General features: G+C 68.9%; 19 protein-coding genes, 1 tRNA gene and 1 riboswitch. Of the genes, 8 read left to right on the forward strand and 12 right to left on the reverse strand.

Annotated elements, in window-relative coordinates; all coding sequences use genetic code 11:
- Nucleotides 1-122 precede the first annotated feature (122 nt).
- Together AS25_RS07105 and purU are read left to right on the forward strand one after the other, a co-directional pair.
- A complete protein-coding gene (locus AS25_RS07105) occupies nt 123-1,283 on the forward strand; it encodes a VIT1/CCC1 transporter family protein (RefSeq protein ID WP_035963773.1) in 1,161 nt (386 codons plus the stop codon).
- Between the two features lie 687 nt (nt 1,284-1,970).
- Nucleotides 1,971-2,843, forward strand: coding sequence for a formyltetrahydrofolate deformylase (gene purU / locus AS25_RS07110; protein ID WP_035963775.1), 873 nt, complete (start codon nt 1,971-1,973; stop codon nt 2,841-2,843).
- Nucleotides 2,844-3,048: 205 nt separating this feature from the next.
- On the opposite strand, the gene sucD is transcribed toward purU, so the two are convergent.
- The gene (gene sucD, locus AS25_RS07115; protein WP_035963777.1) at nt 3,049-3,966 is read right to left on the reverse strand and encodes a succinate--CoA ligase subunit alpha; all 918 of its coding nucleotides are present in this window, start codon (nt 3,964-3,966) and stop codon (nt 3,049-3,051) included.
- Between the two features lie 32 nt (nt 3,967-3,998).
- On the reverse strand, nt 3,999-5,168 hold the full coding sequence (sucC, locus tag AS25_RS07120) for an ADP-forming succinate--CoA ligase subunit beta (RefSeq protein ID WP_035963779.1): 1,170 nt from the start codon (nt 5,166-5,168) through the stop codon (nt 3,999-4,001).
- Nucleotides 5,169-5,389: 221 nt separating this feature from the next.
- Between sucC and AS25_RS15250 the strand changes: the two genes are divergently transcribed.
- Entirely contained in the window at nt 5,390-6,265 is an 876-nt protein-coding gene (locus tag AS25_RS15250; RefSeq protein WP_035963781.1) for a hypothetical protein, read from the forward strand.
- A 97-nt stretch (nt 6,266-6,362) separates the two neighbouring features.
- Here the strand turns inward: AS25_RS15250 and pcrA are convergent, their stop codons facing one another.
- Nucleotides 6,363-8,819, reverse strand: coding sequence for a DNA helicase PcrA (pcrA, locus tag AS25_RS07130; protein ID WP_035963784.1), 2,457 nt, complete (start codon nt 8,817-8,819; stop codon nt 6,363-6,365).
- A gap of 59 nt (nt 8,820-8,878) precedes the next feature.
- On the reverse strand, nt 8,879-9,607 hold the full coding sequence (locus AS25_RS07135; protein WP_253270508.1) for an NHL repeat-containing protein: 729 nt from the start codon (nt 9,605-9,607) through the stop codon (nt 8,879-8,881).
- A 107-nt stretch (nt 9,608-9,714) separates the two neighbouring features.
- Between AS25_RS07135 and AS25_RS07140 the strand changes: the two genes are divergently transcribed.
- Nucleotides 9,715-10,416, forward strand: coding sequence for a hypothetical protein (locus tag AS25_RS07140; protein WP_035963787.1), 702 nt, complete (start codon nt 9,715-9,717; stop codon nt 10,414-10,416).
- An 84-nt stretch (nt 10,417-10,500) separates the two neighbouring features.
- Here the strand turns inward: AS25_RS07140 and AS25_RS07145 are convergent.
- Nucleotides 10,501-10,573: transfer RNA gene (locus AS25_RS07145), tRNA-Arg, on the reverse strand.
- A gap of 75 nt (nt 10,574-10,648) precedes the next feature.
- Between AS25_RS07145 and AS25_RS07150 the strand changes: the two genes are divergently transcribed.
- The gene (locus tag AS25_RS07150) at nt 10,649-11,530 is read left to right on the forward strand and encodes a DUF4031 domain-containing protein (RefSeq protein ID WP_035963789.1); all 882 of its coding nucleotides are present in this window, start codon (nt 10,649-10,651) and stop codon (nt 11,528-11,530) included.
- 186 nt (nt 11,531-11,716) lie between these two features.
- Here the strand turns inward: AS25_RS07150 and AS25_RS07155 are convergent, their stop codons facing one another.
- The 4 genes from AS25_RS07155 to AS25_RS07170 form a co-directional block, all read right to left on the reverse strand.
- Entirely contained in the window at nt 11,717-11,995 is a 279-nt protein-coding gene (locus AS25_RS07155) for a hypothetical protein (protein WP_035963955.1), read from the reverse strand.
- 212 nt (nt 11,996-12,207) lie between these two features.
- Nucleotides 12,208-13,245 (reverse strand): NlpC/P60 family protein, encoded by a 1,038-nt coding sequence (locus tag AS25_RS07160; RefSeq protein WP_035963791.1) that lies wholly within the window; start codon nt 13,243-13,245, stop codon nt 12,208-12,210.
- A 233-nt stretch (nt 13,246-13,478) separates the two neighbouring features.
- The gene (locus tag AS25_RS07165; RefSeq protein ID WP_035963793.1) at nt 13,479-14,144 is read right to left on the reverse strand and encodes a C40 family peptidase; all 666 of its coding nucleotides are present in this window, start codon (nt 14,142-14,144) and stop codon (nt 13,479-13,481) included.
- Nucleotides 14,145-14,147: 3 nt separating this feature from the next.
- Nucleotides 14,148-14,306, reverse strand: a riboswitch (cyclic di-AMP (ydaO/yuaA leader).
- Between the two features lie 400 nt (nt 14,307-14,706).
- Nucleotides 14,707-15,417: a metal-dependent transcriptional regulator gene (locus tag AS25_RS07170; RefSeq protein WP_035963796.1), complete on the reverse strand. Its 711-nt coding sequence runs from the start codon at nt 15,415-15,417 to the stop codon at nt 14,707-14,709.
- A 206-nt stretch (nt 15,418-15,623) separates the two neighbouring features.
- Between AS25_RS07170 and serC the strand changes: the two genes are divergently transcribed.
- Complete coding sequence (gene serC, locus AS25_RS07175) at nt 15,624-16,742, forward strand: phosphoserine transaminase (protein WP_035963956.1); 1,119 nt, start codon at nt 15,624-15,626, stop codon at nt 16,740-16,742.
- A 6-nt stretch (nt 16,743-16,748) separates the two neighbouring features.
- On the opposite strand, the gene AS25_RS07180 is transcribed toward serC, so the two are convergent.
- Genes AS25_RS07180 through AS25_RS07190 form a run of 3 tightly spaced genes read right to left on the reverse strand, consistent with a single transcriptional unit; the run spans nt 16,749 to nt 19,211 of the window.
- On the reverse strand, nt 16,749-18,158 hold the full coding sequence (locus AS25_RS07180; protein WP_084118062.1) for an MFS transporter: 1,410 nt from the start codon (nt 18,156-18,158) through the stop codon (nt 16,749-16,751).
- A gap of 56 nt (nt 18,159-18,214) precedes the next feature.
- A complete protein-coding gene (locus AS25_RS07185; RefSeq protein ID WP_052160789.1) occupies nt 18,215-18,835 on the reverse strand; it encodes a DUF3027 domain-containing protein in 621 nt (206 codons plus the stop codon).
- On the reverse strand, nt 18,828-19,211 hold the full coding sequence (locus AS25_RS07190) for a cold-shock protein (RefSeq protein WP_035963960.1): 384 nt from the start codon (nt 19,209-19,211) through the stop codon (nt 18,828-18,830). Before AS25_RS07190 ends, AS25_RS07185 begins: the two co-directional genes overlap by 8 nt.
- A gap of 149 nt (nt 19,212-19,360) precedes the next feature.
- Between AS25_RS07190 and AS25_RS07195 the strand changes: the two genes are divergently transcribed.
- A complete protein-coding gene (locus AS25_RS07195) occupies nt 19,361-19,618 on the forward strand; it encodes a hypothetical protein (protein WP_035963798.1) in 258 nt (85 codons plus the stop codon).
- Nucleotides 19,619-19,705: 87 nt separating this feature from the next.
- Nucleotides 19,706-20,419, forward strand: a complete 714-nt coding sequence (locus tag AS25_RS07200; RefSeq protein WP_035963961.1) for a response regulator transcription factor — start codon at nt 19,706-19,708, stop codon at nt 20,417-20,419.
- Nucleotides 20,420-20,422 lie beyond the last annotated feature (3 nt).

A 20,422-nucleotide genomic window follows, 5' to 3' on the forward strand; every position in this document is an offset into this window, starting at 1 on the left:
ACAGCGTTCGGCGCGGGTTCAGGTGCGAGCCGGATACGAGGCGGGATCCACGGCCCACGGCGCGCGGGGCGCTTCGGAGCCCCGAAACCACCACCGGTGACCCGCGCGTAAAATACGGGTACATGCCCGAGCACCACAGCGCTTCCACCACCGTTCCCGAGTCACCGGAACCCACTGCCGCCCAGATCCGCAGGTGGCGTCACTACCTCGCGGACGAACTCGCCGAGGCCGCCACGTACGAACACCTGGCCCGCCACAGCTCGGGCCGCCACGCCGAGATCCTGCACAGCGTGGCCGAGGCGGAGGGCCGCCACGCTGAACACTGGCGTCGACTGCTCGGACCCCACGCCGATCGTCCGGCGAGACCCGCCCTACAAGCGCAACTGCTCATGTTCCTGGCCAAACACGTGGGATCCGTCTTCGTCCTGGCCCTGCTGCAGCGCGCCGAATCCCGCTCCCCGTACCGCGAGGACCCGGATGCCACGGACGCCATGGCGGCGGACGAGGCGGTCCACGAGGAGATCATCCGCGCGCTCGCGACCGATGGCCGCACGCGGTTGTCCGGGAACTTCCGGGCCGCCGTGTTCGGCGCCAACGACGGCCTGGTGTCCAACCTGGCCCTCGTGATGGGCGTGGGCGCCACGGGCACGTCCAGCTCCCTGGTGCTGTTCTCGGGCATCGCCGGGCTGCTCGCGGGTGCCCTGTCCATGGGAGCGGGCGAATACGTCTCCGTGCGATCCCAGCGGGAACTGCTGGACGCCTCCCAACCCACCCAGGTGACCCTGCGCGTGGCGCCGGCGTTGGACCTGAACGCCAATGAGCTCACGCTGATCTACCGGGCCCGGGGCATGAGCGAAGAGGCGGCCGAGCACCGGGCGGCCGAACGACTCGGGCACTTCGACTGCGACTGCGATCCCTCGCTCTCGTTCCAGGACGAGAAGGCGCGCCGCGTGCTCAACACGGAACCGGGCGAGGAGCTCCCCGCCGCGGACGACAATCAGGCCCTGGGCACCGATCTGGGGGCGGCGGCGTCGAGCTTCTGCTTCTTCGCGTCCGGGGCCATCATCCCGATCCTGCCCTACCTCTTCGGCCTGGGCGGCGGAGTGGCCATGGCCGTGGGAATGGCGCTCGTGGGCATCGCGTTGTTGATCACGGGCGGTTTCGTGGGCCTGCTCTCCGGCGCCTCCCCGTTCAAGCGGGGACTGCGGCAGCTCGGGATCGGGTACGGGGCCGCGATCGCCACCTATCTGTTGGGGCTCGCGTTCAACACGACGGTCTCGTGAGCACCGAACGGCGACTGTCCGCCGTGGGCCGAAGTGTGAGTTGTACGACATAAAATTGGTGCGGATTCGCAATCAGGAGGCATTTCTTGTCCCCTCTATCGCCCACAAGTGCAGTGAGTGTTGTTGAGATATCCGCTCATTAGCGTTTGTTAACCTTCGCTCACTAGGTAAAAAACCCTGTTATTGCAGGTCAGAGCGGCTTTGAGGGGTCAGTTTTAGGCTGATTTACACGCATAAATCGGTGGGCCGATTGGCGCGAACGACACTCCATGAAACTTCACCGGCTCCGAGTCATCTGAGAAATTCCGATATTCTGGGGGCGTGGTTCTACGAACCACCGCAACGGGAGACTTCGCACAGGGAAATCGCCACACATGCACTGGGGGGTGCTCTGTGGTTGATGCTGTGCGTCGGTAGCCGCTCAGCCCACGGCTTGATCCCGTTGAGGCGTTATCGCCTGCCGGTGGCTGCGGGTTCTCTCACAGAGGCGCACCTCTCCCCGCGCCGGACGGGCTCCTACCGTCCGCTCCCGCGGCCACCGGTCGTTAACGCCGCTTCCGAGATCCGGACCGTCCCGCGCGCTGTCTAGCCCGGGGCGATAAGATCGTCTGCGGTCCCCGGACGGATGACATCCCGTGCTCCGGGGCCGCTCCGTTCCCCGTTCCGTGACCCCAGGAGTATCCCCTCATGTCGGCCCAGCAGCCCACGTCCGATGAACACGTCCTGACCGTCCACTGCCCCGAGGCCTACGGTCTCGTGAGCGCCGTGGCGTCGAACCTCACGGAGCAGGGTTGCGACATCTTCGACGTCAAGCACTTCTCGGACCGGCACAACGACGAGTTCTTCATCCGCTGCCACACCATGAGCGAACCGGGCACCGTGACCACCGAGTCCCTCATCGAGGGGTTCCGCCCGGTGGCCGAGAAGCACGACATGCGCTTCCGTCTGGTGGACGCCCGGCACAAGACCCGTGTGCTCGTCATGGTCTCCAAGATCTCGCACTGCCTCGTGGACCTGCTCCACCGAGCGCGCGTGGGCTCGCTGCCCATCGAGATCGTGGGTGTGGTCTCCAATCACACGGACCTGAAACCCCTCGTGGACTTCTACGGAGTGCCGTTCCACCACGTGCCCGTCACCCGGGACAGCAAGCCGCAGGCCGAGGCGCAACTGCTCGAGATCGCCGCGTCCTACGACACCGAGCTCGTGGTGCTGGCCCGCTACATGCAGATCCTCTCGGACGAGCTCACGCAACAGCTCGCGGGCCGGTGCATCAACATCCACCACTCGTTCCTGCCCTCCTTCAAGGGCGCCAAGCCGTACCACCAGGCCTACGAGCGCGGGGTCAAGATGGTCGGGGCCACCGCCCACTACGTCACCCCGGACCTGGACGAGGGTCCGATCATCGCGCAGCGCGTGATCCCGGTGGACCACGCGCACACCCCGGAGGACCTCGTGGCGGTGGGTTCCGAGGCGGAGACCCAGGCCCTGTCCCGCGCCGTGAAGTGGCATGCGGAGGGTCGCGTGGTGATCTCCGGCAACCGGACCATCGTCCTGGCCTGAGCCCCTGGCCCGAGTCACGGTCCGCATCGCGCGCCCGCATCCCGTCCGGCCGGCGCCCGAACCGCACCGCGACGAACCGCGCCGCTGCCCCTCACCGGCTGGCACTCGCGTCCGAACGGCGCCACGACGAACGACGCCGCTCCCCCACCGAGGTGGGCGAGCGGCGTCGTCGTGGCTGTACCGACGGCGAAGCGCCGGGAGGGGCTTACTTGCCCTCGAAGATCTCCCGCATGAGCTGCGCGGTCTCCGACGGGGTCTTGCCCACCTTGACACCGGCGGCCTCGAGGGCCTCCTTCTTGGCCTGGGCCGTGCCCGAGGAACCGGAGACGATGGCGCCGGCGTGGCCCATGGTCTTGCCCTCGGGAGCGGTGAAGCCCGCGACGTAGCCCACCACGGGCTTGGTCACGTTCGCCTTGATGAACTCCGCGGCGCGCTCCTCGGCGTCACCGCCGATCTCACCGATCATCACGATGGCCTCGGTCTCGGGGTCCGCCTCGAACGCCTCGAGGGCGTCGATGTGCGTGGTGCCGATGACCGGGTCACCGCCGATGCCGATGGCCGTGGTGAAGCCCAGGTCCCGCAGCTCGTACATCATCTGGTAGGTCAGCGTGCCGGACTTGGAGACCAGGCCCAGCTTGCCCTTGCCCGTGATGTTCGCGGGGGTGATCCCCAGCAGCGACTCCTCCGGGGAGATGATGCCCGGGCAGTTGGGGCCGATGATCCGGGTTTTGGGCTTGCCGTCCGCGCCGGTGTTCGCCTTGGCGTGCGCCCAGAACTCGGCGGAGTCCTGCACGGGGATGCCCTCGGTGATGACCACCACGAGCGGGACCTCGGCGTCGATGGCCTCGATCACGGCGTCCTTGCAGAAGGCCGGCGGCACGAACACGATCGAGGCGTTCGCCCCGGTCTCCTGCACGGCCTCGCTCACGCTGCCGAACACGGGCAGCTCGACGGCGTTGCCGTCCTTGTCCTGGTGGTTCACCGTGGTGCCCGCCTTACGGGCGTTGACACCGCCGAGCACGTTGGTGCCGGCTGCGAGCATGCGCGCGGTATGCTTGGTGCCCTCGCCGCCGGTGATGCCCTGAACGATGACCTTGGAGTCCTTGTTCAAAAAGATCGACATGTCTTCTTCCTGATAGCTGTTCGCGTGGGCGGTTACTTGGCGGAGTGGGCCAGCTCGGCGGCCTTGTCGGCGCCGGAGTCCATGGTGTCCGCGGAGGTGACCAACGGGTGGTTGGCCTCGCGCAGGATCTGGCGGCCCTCCTCCACGTTGTTGCCGTCCAGACGCACCACGATGGGCTTGGTGGCGGAGTCGCCGAGGATGTCCAGCGCCTTCACGATGCCGTTGGCCACGGCGTCGCACGCGGTGATGCCGCCGAAGACGTTCACGAACACGGACTTGACCTGGGGGTCGTTGAGGATGACGTCCAGACCGGCCGCCATGACCTCGGCGGATGCGCCGCCGCCGATGTCCAGGAAGTTGGCGGGCTTCACGTCGCCGTGCTTCTCACCGGCGTAGGCCACGACGTCCAGCGTGGACATCACGAGACCGGCACCGTTACCGATGATGCCCACCTCGCCGTCCAGCTTGACGTAGTTGAGGTCGTTCTCCTTGGCCTTCTCCTCCAGGGGGTCCGCGGAGGACTTGTCCGCGAGCGCCGCGTGGTCCTCATGGCGGAACTCGGCGTTGTCGTCCAGGGAGACCTTGCCGTCCAGGGCGAGGATCTCGCCGTCGCCGGTCTTGACCAGCGGGTTGACCTCCACCAGGGTGGCGTCCTCCTTGGTGTAGACCTCACCGAGCTTGACGAGCACGGGGACGACCTTCTCGGCGGTCTCGGCGTCGAACTTGGCCTGCTCCACGATCTCGCGGGCCTTGGCCTCGGTGATGCCCTCCGCGGGGTTGACGTCCACGCGGGCCAGGGCGTCCGGGCGCTCCACGGCGAGCTGTTCGATCTCCATACCACCCTCGACCGAGCACATGGCCAGGTAGGAGCGGTTGGCGCGGTCCAACAGGACGGAGAAGTAGTACTCCTCGGCGATGTCCGCGCCCTGCGCGATCATCACGCGGTGGACGGTGTGGCCCTTGATGTCCATTCCCAGAATCTGCTGGGCGTACTCGTAGGCCTCGTCAGCGGTCTTCGCGACCTTCACACCGCCGGCCTTGCCGCGGCCGCCCACCTTGACCTGTGCCTTGACGACGGTGACGCCGCCGATCTTCTCTGCTGCTGCCTTGGCTTCTTCTGGGGTAGTGGCGACGATGCCGGCCAGCACGGGAACGCCGTGCTTCTCGAACAGGTCGCGTGCCTGGTACTCAAACAGGTCCACGGATAAGTGTCCTTCTGCGTCGAGGTGTGTCGTTCCGCACCGGGAACCCCCGGTTGGAGCGACCTGATGTGGGGGGATGCGGCGCAGCACTGCGCTCACAGAGCCCTCACGAGCATTTTAGGCCATGGGCTCTTGATTCGCGTCACACCCGGTCCCCGCGAACCCCGCGGAACCGGGCCCGGGATTCCCGCCCGCGCGTCAGCGGCTGGTTGACTGGGGGCATGCGACGCATCGGACTGCCGGAGATCTGGGACGCCCGCGAGGCGGACCCTGGGTTCATGGCCTCACTGGCCACCTTCTCGTTCGTGGCACTCGGGCTGGAGTTGGTGGTCAGCGGGACGATCCTGACCCTCACGGGTTCGGTCTCCGCCTTCTACCCCCTGGGCTGGCAGGTCGTGGAGTGGGTGGGTCTCGGGGCGCTCTGGGTGCTGCTCGCCCGCGCCCTGGTGGCCTGGTCCCGACGCCGCGGGGTGGACCCCCTGCCGAGCGAGGACGCGCTCGCGGGGCGCGACGACGACGCCGCCGGTCGAGCGGACGTCGCAGCGGACAGGGCGGATGCCACAACGGGCAGGGCGGACGCCGCGCCGAGCCGGGACCGCGCCGTCGCCGACCGGACCCCTGGGGCTTCGGGGCCCTACGACGCGGTCGACCACCGCCGCTGGCGGGAGATCCTGTTGTGCTTCGTACTGGCCGTGGTGCTCGCGATCGTGCTGCCCGCCCTGATCGGGGCGCCGTGGGGTCTCGCCCCGCTGGACCGCTACCTGCAGCTGTTCGACGTGTACGGGCCCCTCGGGTGGCTCGCGATGGTCGCGTGGGTCTGCTACCTGGTGGGCCGTAGTTTCCTGGTCGCGGGCCTGCTGGCGTACTCGCACCGCGCCATCCGCGAGGTCCTCACGTTCCGGGGATCCCGGTGGGTCCCGTGGGGCGGTCTCGTGGCGGGACTCGCGATGGGGGCCGTGGCCTTCCTCGCCGGCGGCCAGGCGGCCGCCCTGACCACCCTGTTGAGCTGCGTGCTGCTGGGCGTGATCCACGTCCGCTCCGGCGAGTCCCTGCGCGTGACCACGCTGTTCACCGTGCTCGTGTTGATCTTCGTCTGAGCGGTTCGCATCCCGGTCGTCCCCGCGCCGGAAACCCCACCACGATCGGTTGCGCACCGGACGACACAGCGGGCGGCGGCGCCGCTGCGTCGTACTCCTAAGAAACCTTGGTCATGGGCGCGTAGCGCAACAGGAGGCGCTTCTCCTCCGCGCCGAAGCGCACCTTGGCGACCGTCTTGTCCCCGGAACCCTCCATCGCCACCACGGAACCGCGACCGAAGGCCTTGTGCTCCACGGTGTCCCCCACGCTCAGGGACGGGATCTCCCGCTGGGGCTGCACGCGCCCGGCCGAGGCCGGTGAGAGCCTGCGGAAACTCGCCCCGGATCCGGCGCCCGCACCCCACGAGGAGCCGCGCAACGGGTCGCGGGCCTGGAACCCGGCGTGCACGGGCGAACCCCACCCGCCCGCAGCGGTTCCGCCCTCGCGCTTCCACTCGATGAGGCGCGCGGGGATCTCGTCCAGGAACGGGCTCGCGGGGTTGAACTGGGATTGCCCCCACATGGACCGGGACTCGGCACGCGTGAGGTACAACCGCTTGCGCGCCCGGGTGATCCCCACGTACGCGAGGCGGCGCTCCTCCTCCATGCTCGAGGGGTCCGCGAAGCTGCGCTGGTGCGGGAAGATCCCGTGTTCCATGCCGGTGAGGAACACGACCGGGAACTCGAGCCCCTTGGCGGTGTGCAGGGTCATGAGCGTCACCACGCCCTGCGACCGCGCTTGCGCCACTTCCTCCGCGATCTGCTGGGCGCTCGCGCCGCCCTCCGGTTCGGGCTGCGAGGGGATCTGGTCCGCGTCCGCCACGAGGGCCACGTGTTCCAGGAACTCCCCGAGGCCCGCGTCCGGGTGGTCCTTCTCGAACTCGCGCACCACGGCCACGAGCTCCGCGAGGTTCTCCACGCGGGACTCGTCCTGGGGGTCCGTGGACGTGCGCAGGGCCTCGAGGTACCCGGACTGTTCGAGCACGGCCTCGAGCACCGCGGTCACCGAGGCGCCCTGCGCGAGTTCCGCGAGGTCGTCCATGAGCTGGGAGAACTTGGCGATGGCGTTCGCCGAGCGGGTGGCCAGGGCGGGTGCTTCGTCCAGGCGGTGCATGGCCTCGGAGAACGAGATCCCCTCGCGGTCGGCGAGCGCTGCGATCGAGCCCTGGGCGCGATCCCCGATCCCTCGCTTGGGTTCGTTGATGATGCGCCGCACGGTGATGTCGTCCGCGGGGTTGGCGATCGCCCGCAGGTAGGACATGGCGTCCTTGATCTCCTTGCGCTCGTAGAAACGCGTTCCACCCACCACCTTGTAGGGCAGTCCCACGCGCATCAGGATCTCCTCGAGGGAGCGGGATTGCGCGTTGGTGCGGTAGAACACGGCGACGTCGCCGGGGCGGATCCCGTGCTCGTCCTGCAGCGTGTCGATCTCCTCCGCGATGAAGCGGGCCTCTTCGTGCTCGTTCTCCGCGGCGTAGCCGATGATGGGGGCGCCGTCCCCCTCCGCCGTCCACAGTTTCTTGTCCCGGCGGTCCGCGTTCTGGGAGATCACGGAGTTGGCCGCGGAGAGGATGTTCTGCGTGGAGCGGTAGTTCTGTTCTAGCAGGATGGTGCGCGCGGACGGGAAGTCCCGCTCGAAATCCGTGATGTTGCGGATGTCCGCGCCGCGGAACGCGTAGATGGACTGGTCCGAGTCCCCCACGACCGTGAGCTCGGCCGGCGGGATCCCGGATTCGTCCGGGTGGTTCCCGGAACCGCCGCCCACGAGTTCCCGCACGAGCGCGTACTGGGCGTGGTTGGTGTCCTGGTACTCGTCCACGAGTACGTGACGGAAGCGGCGTCGGTAGTACTCGAGCACCTGCGGGAACGCGCGGAACATGTGCACGGTCTCGCCAATGAGGTCGTCGAAGTCCATGGCGTTGGCCGCGCGCAACCGCTGGGTGTACCCCCGGTAGACCTGGGCCACGGCGGACTCGAACGGGTCCGTGGAACTCGCGCGGGCCAGGTAGGTCTCGTCATCCAAGAGCTCGTTCTTCAGCGCGGAGATCTTGTGCTGGATGGCCTTGGGAGCGAACCGCTTGGGGTCCAGCTCGTGCTGTTTGGCCACCTGGGTGATCAAGCGCAGGGAATCCGCGGAGTCGTAGATGGAGAAGTTGGTGGACAGCCCCAGGGTCTTGGCCTCACGGCGCAGGATCCGCACGCACAGCGAGTGGAACGTGGAGATCCACATGGAGCGCGCGGACTCCCCCACGAGATCCACGATGCGCTCGCGCATTTCCGCCGCAGCCTTGTTGGTGAAGGTGATCGCGAGGATCTCCCCCCGGCGCGCGCGACCCGTGGCCAGCAGGTAGGCGATCCGGTGCGTGAGCACCCTGGTCTTGCCGGAACCGGCACCGGCCACGATGAGCAGAGGGGTACCCGCGTGCTCCACGGCCTGGCGCTGGGGATCGTTGAGTCCCTCCACGAGCTGCGCCCCGGACGCCGGAGCGGGGTGGGAGAACTCGTCCGCGTCGTGCGCGTTCGCCGAGCGCACGGATGCCGCGGACAGGAGGGGATTGTCAGAGAGGAAGTCCATGGTGGAACCAGTTTAGCGAGGGGCTCGGACGCCCTCACCGGCCCGTGGACAACCCCGGATCACACGTAGCGCGGTTCCAACAGGTGACGCCCGTTGGCGTCCTCGACCCACAGGTGCGAGTCCGCCACGGTGACCCGCGCGGGGGCCTGGAGCACGACGTCGTCGTCGAGGTCGTCCCCCTCCTGCTCGGGCCCGCCGTAGATGGTGAAGACCTCCCCCGCGGTGGGGTCCAGGTGGCGGATGGCGTCGTTGCCGGTGTCCGCGACCACCACGGAACCGTCGTAGAGGATCTGCAGGTCCTCGGGGTGGGCGAGCTTGGCGTCCGCCGCCGGCCCGTCCTGGTACCCCGCGCCGTGGCGGCCGATGACCGTGACCACGTGGGGATCGCCGTCGGGCCGGTCGGTGTCGATCACGATGTAGCGCAGCGCGGAGGAGTCCTTGTCCACGAGCCACAACTTGCCGTCACCGGCCTCGGTGATCGAGACGGTGGCCGCGAACTTGGCCTGGGCGATCTTCCCGTCCCGGCGCCCGGGCTCACCCGTGCCGCCGTACTCCTGGAGCGAATCGGTGTACGGGTCCCAGCGGAACAACTGGTTCTTGTCCGGGACGGCCGCGACCACGGCGGAGAGTTTGTGGGACCACACGATGTCCGCGATCCGCGCACCCTCCAGGACGGAGCAGTTGATCCTGCGCCGGACCGTGGTGTGATCGGCCTCGTACAGGGTGAGTTCCGTGCCGTCACCCGCGCTCATGAGCAGACCGTCCGGCAGGCCGATGGAGAGTTCCATGACCGTCACCACCCTTCCGCGGTGCCCGTGGGGCACCTGTTCGCCACCTCGTCATCGAGCGTGGTACCCGTAGTCATTCACAGTACAACCCGGGGGATAATGGGGCCATGGGTATGACCAGAGCGCAGAAGGCCAGGAAGTACGGGGAGAACGCGGGCACCGCGAACGCGGGGTCCTCGCCCGCTCGCGCGCCCCGGGTGCGCCCCGCGAGCGTCCACGAGATGCGCCCCGGTGAGCTCGCCGCGGAACCCACCAAGGCGTCGTCGGCCGGGATCCTGGTGGGCGTGGCGTTCTTCGTGGGCGCCGCGCTGTGGCTCTACTACCACCTGCTCGTGCTGCAGGGCGTCTCGGGCAACCTGGCCGGCGGGGTCACCGCACCCGAGCTCATGGCGGGTGGTTTCTCCCAGGACCACCTCGCGGATTTCGCCCGTGGTCTGGGCGCAGACGGACGCACCGAGTACGAGGGCGTGCACGCGACCACCGGGCTCTTCACGCCCCTGCTCATGTGCCTGGGCTGGCTGCTGTTCACCGGGCTCAACACCCCGAAGCGCGCTCGCAAGTGGGTGTACTGGACGGTGATCCTCGCGTACGCCGTGGTCTTCCTGGTGGGCAACACCGCGCTCGACGCCGCCGTGGCCGACCCCTCGGACGCCTCCGCCGTGGCGCTCGCCTCGGGTCTCGTGATCGCCCGGTGGGTGTTGTTCGCGCTGCTCGCGCTGATCGCCGTGATCGTGGCGGTGTCCGTGGTGCGCCGCAAACTCGACGACTTCTCCCAGGGCAAGCTGCCGGGCCAGCGCCCGAGCGCCTGATCCCACCGGGCGGGTTCCACCGGGCGGGTTAGTCTGCTGCCGACATGACGACGTCCCGCCCGGTGCCGGGCGGGACGTCCTCGGTGCCCCCGATTGGATTCGAACCAACGACACCGGCTTTAGGAGAGCCGTGCTCTATCCCCTGAGCTACGGGGGCAACACTGGACCACTGTATCCGCGGCGCGTTCCCCCCGCGAGTTGAGCGCACAGTGGAACACCGCACAATGGAAGCATGACCGTCTACATCGATCCGCCCCGCTGGCCCGCGCACGGCACGGTGTTCTCCCACCTGGTCTCGGACACCTCCGTGGAGGAGCTGCACGAGTTCGCCCGCGGCCTGGGGGTCTCGGAGCGCGCCTTCGACCGCGACCACTACGACGTCCCGGCGCACCGCCACGCGGATGCCGTGGCCGCCGGCGCACTCGCGGTGGACGGCAAGGAACTCGTCCGGGTCCTGATCCGCAGTGGTCTGCGAGTCCCCGCACGACGCCGCCCGGCCAAGCTCGCAGCGACCCTCACGCGCCGCTGGGCGCACCGTTTCCCCGAGCACCCGCAGCTGGGTGCCGAGCTTCTATCACGCTGGAGTGAACCGCATCGGGTGTACCACGGTCCCGAACATCTGCTGAACGTGCTGGAAGGCATCGACCGGCTCACCCGCGGCGCCCCCAGCTCCGAGCTCGTGCTCGCCGCGTGGTTTCACGACGCCGTGTACGACGGGCGAGCGGGACAGGACGAACGGGATTCGGCGGAGCTGGCCCGGCAACGCCTGACCGGACCGGACTGGCCCGCGACCACCGGCCGGCGTGTGGCGGACCTCGTGCTCGTGACCGTGGACCATCGCCCCGATCCCCGTGATCTCGACGCGTGTCGTCTCGTGGACGCGGACCTGTCCGTGCTGGGCGGGGACGACGAGGAGTACGAGCGGTACCGGAGCACTGTGCGCCGAGAATACGCCCACGTACCGGACGAGCAGTTCAGAGCGGGTCGGGCCGAGATCCTGCGCGGCCTCCTGGCCAAGGACACCCTGTTCCACGATCCTCGTGCGGTGACGCTGTGGGAAGGGCGGGCCCGGGAGAACCTCGAACGGGAGATCACTCAACTGGTCGCGGCCTGAGCCTGGCCCCTAGGGCATGTGAAAGTAGCTAGGGACGCAGAGAACTCACGGCCGCGGGGAGCTCGGGGCGGGACGCGACTCGGGGCGGGAAAGAACTGAGGGTCGAGAGGAGCCCGGGCCGGGAAGAACGGCCACGGGCGCGCACCGGATACCGGGCGACGTCGTCCTGCCCCTCAGATGGACGGGTCAGCGGCTGCGGTTGGCGGCGTCGTCATCCGGTGCAGTGGACTGCGCCGACCGGGCGGCCGCGCGGCGGCGTCGGAACAGGACCGTGGCCACCACGAGGCCGATGATGATCCCCACGCCCCCGAACACCGACAGCCACATGGCGGCGTGCCCCACGAACGCGGCCACGATGAAACCCACGACGATCCCCGGGATGGCACCTGCCACCATCCCCACGGCGTAGTAGGTGAATTCCTGGTCCTGCGGGGTGCGTGCTGCGGTGGAGAGATCGGAGGGCATGACGCCCATTCTACGGGCCGGGGCTGCGCGCTCGCTGGGGCCGATCCGCAGCCGGCGACCGGCACCCGGGCACGAAAAAACGTACGGACCCTGCGGTCAACAGGGTCCGTACGTTCTATATCGCTCTCATCGGGATCGGGTACACAACCGGTCCCGACTCGACACGAGGTGTGGCACCGCGCCGATCAGCGCTGTGCCGAACTCGATCCGGTTCAGCCGACGCGGATGAACTCGGGGCCGGAGCCCACGTAGGCGCTGGTCTTCACGGTCTGGTTACCGTTCCAACCGCCGTGGATGGCCTGGCCGTTACCGGCGTAGATGGCCACGTGAGCCATGCCGGAACCGCCGTTGGCGTAGTAGGCGATGTCACCGGCGCGGGCCTGGTCCGCGGAGACCGGGGTGCCCAGCGACTTGTAGCTGGCCGGCCAGCCGTGGTGGTTGATGCCCACGGCCTTGAGGGAGTTGGTCACCAGCATGGTGCAGTCCTGGGTCGCACCGAGCTGAGCCTCGGCGGCGCCCAGGATGGCCTGGCCCTTCGCGGAGCCGGACACGGAGGAGGCCTTGGCGGCGGGAGCAGCCTGGGCCTTCGCCTGGGTGTTGGACTGCGTGGTCACGTGAGTGGCGGCCTGAGCCTTGGGGGCAGCCTGTGCCTTCGGGGCGGCCGGGGCCTTGGGCGCCTCGTAGGACGCCGGCTGGGCGGCAGCGGCACCCTGGGGCGCGGTGTAGTTCGGGATCACCGGGGAGGCCACGGTGGCGCGCTGCTCGGCGGCGGCCTCCTTGGCAACGGTCTGAGCGGTGGCGGGAGCGGCGTGGCGGCCCTGGGCCACCGGAGCCTGCTCGGCGACCGGGGTGACGTTCTCGGAAGCGGTCACGACCGTGGCAGCAGCAGCGGGAGCCTGCAGCGGGGTCACGTTCGCCACGGGAGCGGCCTGCACCACGGAGGGCTGCGCGGGAGCCTGAGCCGGGGCGGCGGGCTCGGCCTTCTTCTCGGCCTTCGCTGCCTTCTTCTCCTTGGCGGCGTTCTCCTGAGCCTTGTCGGCCTTGGCGGCGGGCTCCGCGGAGACGGTGTTGTCGGAGGCGGGAGCCTCGGACACCGCAGCGGCGGGGGCCTGCTCGGATGCGTTCTGCGTGGCCTGCACGGACACGGTGGTCGCGAGGGCCAGGCCGGAGAAGGCGGCGACGGCGGCCACGGTGCGGGCCTTACCCGCGAAGAGGCCCTTGGCGGCGTGAGAAGCGGTTTCGTTCGACATTCGTGTGGTTTCCTAACACGTTCGTGTCCACCCAGAGCACGGAGGTGTGCGGTGACCGGCACATCCGTCAGGACGCAGCAGCGGTTCACGGGTTTGGGCGGGAGATTACTTTCGATTTTCAGGTGGTTCCGGCGTGGGGCGCTGGCCGTGGTCCGGGAACCCGGCCAGCGCGCCCGGCCGTGATGTAACTCGGTGCCGACCGCGCCTCATGCTCGGGCACGGTCAGGGTCGAGTCACCGGAAGGTGTAGTAACCGTCCAGCTGCATGGCATTCACGGAGTGAACCTGAGTGCCCTGCGAGGGGTTGAGAGCGGAGATCATCTGGCCGTTGCCGATGTAGATCCCCACGTGGGAGCCGCCGTTCTGGGAGACCAGATCGCCGGGCTGCGGGTTGGACGTGGGGGTGCCGGCGGCGAACTGCGCCCAGGTGGTGCGGGGCAGGTTGATGCCGTTCTGGGCGTATGCCCACTGGGTGAAGCCGGAGCAGTCCCAGGCCTTGAAGCCGGTGCCGCCCCAGACGTACGCGCCGCCGATGCCCTGGTAGGCGGTGCCCACCAGACCACCCGTGGAGTGGTTCGACTGCGTGGTCACGCTCGCGGCGCTCCCCAGGGTGTCGGAAGCCGGGGCCTGCGCGGGAGCAGCCTGCGGGGCGCTGTAGGACACGGTGTTGGTGGCCTGCGTGCTGTACGACGCGTTGTAGGCCTGCACCGAAGAGGTGGTTGCCTGGTAGCTGTACGAAGCCGCGGTGCCGAGATCGATGACACCGCTCGATGCCTGCGCGGGAGCCGCGAGACCGGCCACGGCGGCACCGGCGACGACGGCGCCCACGGTGGTGTTACGCACGAGGTGCGACTGCGTCTCGGCGCGGTGCCGGGCAGAGTTCTGCTTCATGAAAGACATGTGTGTTCCTCCCTGCGCCTACGAGGTGAGCTGTCGGGTTCGGATGGGAGACATCCGGCCGCACGCACCTTGGTGCCGTGCTGGCTTGACCCCAAGGACCCGTCGGATTGCAACGAGCCCGGAAGTGGTTCCCCCGCTTCTGCCATGCGGATGTTCTGTGTACGGGTCCCGGAGCGCATGGCAGAACTCGGCGAACGCTCGGGAGTGCTGATCCGACCAGTGATCGGCACGGGCATGACTGTACAGGACGGATAACGAAAATGTCACGTTTTGATTACAGCGGGTCACGGATCGGGCATCGGTCGCTATGAATTAGCGTGGATTACCACGCCCGGCGATATCAATCGGCCGCCTCAGCACGCCCACCCACTCGAACACCCACACCCCGGAAAAGGCTTCTGACCTGCGGCGATACAGGGCTCGCCCAGCCAAAGAGGCTCGAAACCGCGCCGATCACCCGTGATTGTCCACACAGTCGCAAAATCACGGTCGACTTCTCGAAGATCACGGCGCGTCGCGTTCCGCCATTACCCGAAGCGGCCGCGGAGAGACGCAGCGGCGATCAGGGCTTGGCGGCGGCCACCCGGATGGCGCGGGCGGTGGCGGAGTCCAGGTCCAGGGACACTCCCGAATCGACCCGGGTCACCACGACCCGGTTCTCGTCCCCGGGGTTGATCTCGGCCGTGACCCTGGAGCCCGTGAGGATGCCCGCGGAACTGAGCATCTCGATGAGTTCCTGGTCCGCCTGGACCACCTCCGGCAGCAACCGGACCACGTATTCCTGGGAGTCCTGGGCGCCGGCGACCTCGAGCAGCGTGAGCCCTTCGAAGACCTCGGCCGCGGCGCCGGCACCGTGGTGCCCACCCCGTCCCGGGATGGGGGTGCCGTACGGGGAGTTCTCGGGATTCCCCAGGAGGTTCACGAGCCGCTGTTCCACGCGTTCGCTCATCACGTGTTCCCAGCGGCAGGCCTCCTCGTGGACGTGCGCCATGTCCAGGCCCACCACGTCCGCGAGCAGTCGTTCGGCGAGCCGGTGCTTGCGCATCACGGACACCGCCGTGGAGCGCCCGGTCTCGGTGAGCTGTAGGGAGCGGTCCGGCGCCACGGAGAGCAGCCCGTCGCGTTCCATGCGGGAGACGGTCTGGGACACGGTGGGCCCGGAGTGGTGCAGGCGTTCCACGATGCGGGCCCGCATGGGGATGATCCCCTCTTCCTCCAGCTCCAGCACCGTGCGCAAGTACATTTCGGTGGTGTCGATCAGATCGCCGCTCATGGTTCGTCCTCAGATTTCTGCGCACCACAGCGCGCGGGTCAACGACCCCCTGTGGGGGTTGCCGTTCAGCCTAGTCTGAATGATTCAGGATAATTATAGCCAGTGGGTGCCCCGGCGACAGGCGTCTCGAACGCGCCATCGACTCCCCGGGCGGGCACAATGGGGAACACACCCGACCGCCCGCCAGAGGAGCCTTCGTGACCAGCATGCCCGTGATCCCCCCGTCCCTGTTGCCCGCGGACGGCCGTTTCGGTGCGGGCCCGTCCCGGGTGCGGGCCGAGCAGGTGGCCGCCCTCGAACGCGGGGGCAGTTCCCTGCTGGGCACGTCCCACCGCCAGGCCCCCGTCAAGGACCTCGTGGCGCAGGTGCAGGAGCGACTGGCCGAGTTCTTCTCGCTGCCCGACGGTTACGAGATCGTCCTGGGCCTCGGGGGCTCCAGCACGTTCTGGGACAGCGCGGCCTTCAGCCTCGTGACGGACCGCGCCGAGCACCTCAGCTTCGGTGAGTTCGGCGCCAAGTTCGCGCACGTGACGGATCGCGCGCCGTTCCTCGAACCCTCCGTGGTGATCGCGGCCCCCGCGGGCTCGCGCCCCGAGGGCCCGCGCCCGGAGCCCGGGGTGGACGTCTACGCGTGGCCCCAGAACGAGACCTCCACGGGCGTCGCCATGCCCGTGCGGCGCGTTCACGCGGACGACGGCGCTCTGACGGTCATCGACGCGACGTCCGCCGCGGGCGGCATGGCGGTCGATCTCACCGAGACCGACGTCTACTACTTCTCCCCGCAGAAGAATTTCGGCAGTGACGGCGGGATCTGGTTCGCCGCGTTCTCCCCCGCCGCGCTCGAGCGGGTCGAGCGCATCGCCGCGTCCGATCGCTGGATCCCGGACGTCCTGTCCCTCGCCACGGCCGTGGACAACTCGCGCAAGCACCAGACCTACAACACCCCCGCCCTGGCGGGACTCGTGATGCTCAACGAGCAGGCGGGCTGGCTCAACGCCCAGGGCGGTCTGGACTGGGCGGCCCGCCGCACCGCCGAGACCTCGGGGCTCGTCTACGACTGGGCGCACCGCAGCGACGTCGCCGCGCCGTTCGTCACGCAGTCCGAGCACCGCTCGCCCGTGGTGTGCACCGTGGACTTCGACGACGCCGTGGACGCTGCCCGGATCGCGGCCGTCCTGCGCGCCAACGGCGTGGTGGACGTGGAACCGTATCGCAAGCTCGGGCGCAACCAGTTGCGGATCGCCACGTTCGTCTCCGTGCCGCCGGAGGACGTCCGGGCCCTGCTGGAATGCATCGACTGGACCGTGGCGAACGGCCTGGACTGAGCGGACTCAGCCGCGCGGCGTCGTACCCGGCTCCGCGTTCGGGCCGTCCGCGGCGGGCGGCCCGGCCGGCGCGTCCGAGCGGCCCGGTGACGCTGGATCGCTCACCGCCCGGGGCTCGGACGACGGCGCGGGGTCGGTACTTAGCGCTCGCCCTGTGCTCGCTGCGCGCCCGGTGGCCGGCGCAGGGTCGCTGCTCGGGGCGGACGACGCCGCGAGGCGCTGTTCCCGCCGCAGTCGCCACGCGAAGCACGCGCCGATCAGCGCACCCACGAGACCGGCGAGCACCGCCGCGCCCATGCCCCAGCGCGCCCCGAACGTGTCGGTCAGCCACCCCACGGTGGGCGCGCCGATCGGCGTACCGCCCATGAAGATGGCCATGTAAAGGCTCATGACGCGTCCACGCATGGCGGGTGCCGTGGTGGTCTGCACGTAGGCGTTGGCCGTGGTCATGATCGTGAGCGACGCGATGCCGCACGGGACGAGCCACACCGCGAACACCCACAGCGTGGGGGCGGTGGCCGCTCCCAGACACGTGATCGTGAAGGCCACGCACCCCGCGAAGACGTAGCGCAGGCGTGCCCGCGCGCGGCGGGCGGACAGCAACGCCCCGGTCAGGGTGCCCACCGCGAGGATCGAGTTGAGCACACCGAATTCCTCGGAACCGCGGCCGAACACGGAACCGCCCATGGCCGCGAGGAACACGGCGAAGTTCATGCCGAAGGTGCCGATCATGAAGATCGTGCTCATGACCGCCACGAGGTCCGGGCGGTGGAGCACGTAGCCGATGCCCTCCCGGATCTGCCCGCGTGCGCGCCGCGCACGAGGCGCGGGACGCAACTTGGCGGCGTCGATCAGGACGATCGCGCAGATCATGGCGGCGAACGTGAGGGTGTTGATCATGAACACCCACCCCGTGCCCACGGCGGCCACCAGCACACCGGCGACCGCCGGGCCGATCAACCGCGCGGAGTTGAACGAGGTGGAGTTCAGGGCTACGGCGTTGGACACGTGGGTGTCCGGGACCATTTCCGAGACGAAGGTCTGCCGGACGGGGGCGTCGAACGTGGCGACGATTCCCAGGCCCAGGGCGAACGCGTACACGGTGAGTAGCTGCGCGAGGTCCAGGAGCAACAGGATGCCCAGCCCCAGGGCCAGCAGCGCCATGACACCCTGCGTGATCACCAGGATCCGGCGTCTGTCGTAGCGGTCCGCGAGTACGCCCGCGTACGGCGCGAGCAGCAACTGCGGGACGAACTGCAGGGCCATCACCACGCCCATGGCCGTGGCGTCGTGGTCGGTCAGTTCGTCGAACACGAGCCACGACTGGGCGGTGCGCTGCATCCACGTGCCCACGTTGGACACGAGCGCACCCGTGAACCACAAGCGGTAGTTACGGATCCGCAGGGACCGGAACATCCCCGACTCCGGGACCGCCGGCGGCGGGGTCCCGGGTGCGGTGGCCGGTCCGCGGGCTACGATGCTGCGCCGTCCTCGGCGTCTTCCGATGCGGCGGGCTCGTCCTTGGGGTGGGGGGTCTCCCCGTCGGTGGAGGTCTCCTCGGCGGAGGTCTCCTCGGCGGGCGCAGTGTCACCGTCACCGGCGTGCTCGGCGTCGGCGGAGTCCTGCCCGTCGTCCGGGTGCTCGTCCCCCTCCGTCGGGGAGTCGTGCTCGTCCTGCGCCTCCTGCTCCTGCAACGCCTGCATCCGCTCCTCCCACGGCACCCAGTCCGGGGCCAGGAGGGAATCGGGTCCCGACACGAGGCCGGTCTCGCACACGGTCACGTGCTTGCTGCGCGGGGCCCGGGCCACGGTCGCGTACCACGTCCAGCCGGGGTAGCCGGCCAGGCGGCAGTCGAAGAGGTGGGTGAGCAACCGGTCCTCGTGCGCGGTGACACCGAGGTATTCCCCCACGGAGGACGCGTCCGTCACGGGCGCCAGCACGGCGTCACGCGCGAGATCCACCGCGGCCGTGAGGATCGGATCCTGTTTGGGTGTGCGCGTGCGCCCCGCGGGTCGCTGCGGTGCGGTCTCAGTGGTGGTCTCGGACGCCGTGGTCTCGGATGCGGTGGTCTCGGATGCGGTGGTCTCAGACATCGAGCTCATCCGCCACGGTGCGCAGGATGGTCGCGATCTTCTTGCCGTGCGCGTGGTCCGGGTAGCGCCCGCGGCGCAGTCCGTTGGACATCCCGTCCAACAGCCGAATGAGGTCCTCGGTGAGCACGGCCATCTCCTCGGGGGGTTTGCGCGTGTTGCGGGCCACGGACTGCGGCTTGCTCAGCAGGGTCGCGGACAGGGCCTGCGCCCCGCGCTTGCCGTCCGCGATCCCGAAGTCCATGCGGGTCCCGGGCTTGACCGTGGTGACCCCCTTGGGCAGGGCGGACGAATGCAGGAACACTTCCTGGCCGTCGTCGGTGGCCAGGAAGCCGAAACCCTTGTCTGCGTCGAACCACTTGACCTTGCCCGTGGGCACGCGGATCACCTCAGTCTCTCGTCGCCGTGTCTGCGCGGCCACCGGCGGGAACGCGGGCGGCTCGCGAAGTCAATAGTTTAGCCCCCTCATGATCGCCCCGGGCCCGAATTCAACCCACCGCGTAACCGGTCCTTGCTACCGTGAGGACCATGTCCGAACCCACCGTTCCCGCCGCATCCGGCCACACTTCCCCGCGTCCTCGCCGGGGCATGTCCCCCTTGCTCGTCGTCGCACTGGTCCTCGCGCTGTTGTGCGCGCTGTCCCTCGTGGCGGTGCTCGTGGCGGCCGCGGGCGGACACGTGATCTGGGGCGGGTTCACGATCTTCCCCGCGATCTTCCTCCCCGTGGCCTTCCTGTTGATGTGCGTGGAACTGCTGCGGGGCGCGCGACGGCGCTCGGCCCGCTGAGGCGCGCGCAGCGGCGTCGTCGTCCTTCCAGATAACGGACAGCCGAGCAACAGAATCCATTCAGGAAACTTGGAGATACTGACGAGCGTGAACACGAAAACTCCCGAAGCGAAACTGCTCGTCGTCGACGACGAACCCAACATCCTGGAACTGCTGGCCACCTCCCTGCGATTCGCGGGCTTCGAAGTGGTCACCGCGGCGAACGGCCGGGACGCCCTGCTCAAGGCCGAGGCCGAGGACCCGGACCTCGCCGTGCTGGACGTCATGCTCCCGGACATCGACGGATTCTCGGTGACCCGCAAGCTGCGCGCCGCCGGACGCCACTTCCCCATCCTGTTCCTCACCGCCAAGGACGACACCGACGACAAGGTCGCGGGACTGACAGTGGGCGGTGACGACTACGTGACCAAGCCCTTCAGCCTGGACGAGGTCGTCGCCCGCATCCGCGCCGTCCTGCGCCGCACCCAGCCGCTCGAGGAGGAGGACTCCCGGCTGCGCGTGGACGACCTGGTCCTGGACGACGACGCCCACGAGGTCTTCCGCGGCGGGCGCGAGATCGACCTGTCCCCCACCGAGTTCAAGCTGCTGCGCTACCTCATGCTCAACCCCAACCGGGTGCTGTCCAAGGCCCAGATCCTGGACCACGTGTGGGAGTACGACTTCAACGGGGACGCCTCCATCGTGGAGTCCTACATCTCCTACCTGCGCCGCAAGATCGACAACGACCCCGAGCAGCCGTCCTTGATCCACACCAAGCGCGGCGTGGGTTACCTGTTGCGCTCGGCGGACAAGCGCCACTGAACC

The sequence above is a fragment of the Kocuria marina genome (assembly GCF_000786655.1).
In the GTDB taxonomy this organism is placed as follows: Bacteria; Actinomycetota; Actinomycetes; order Actinomycetales; family Micrococcaceae; genus Kocuria; species Kocuria marina_A.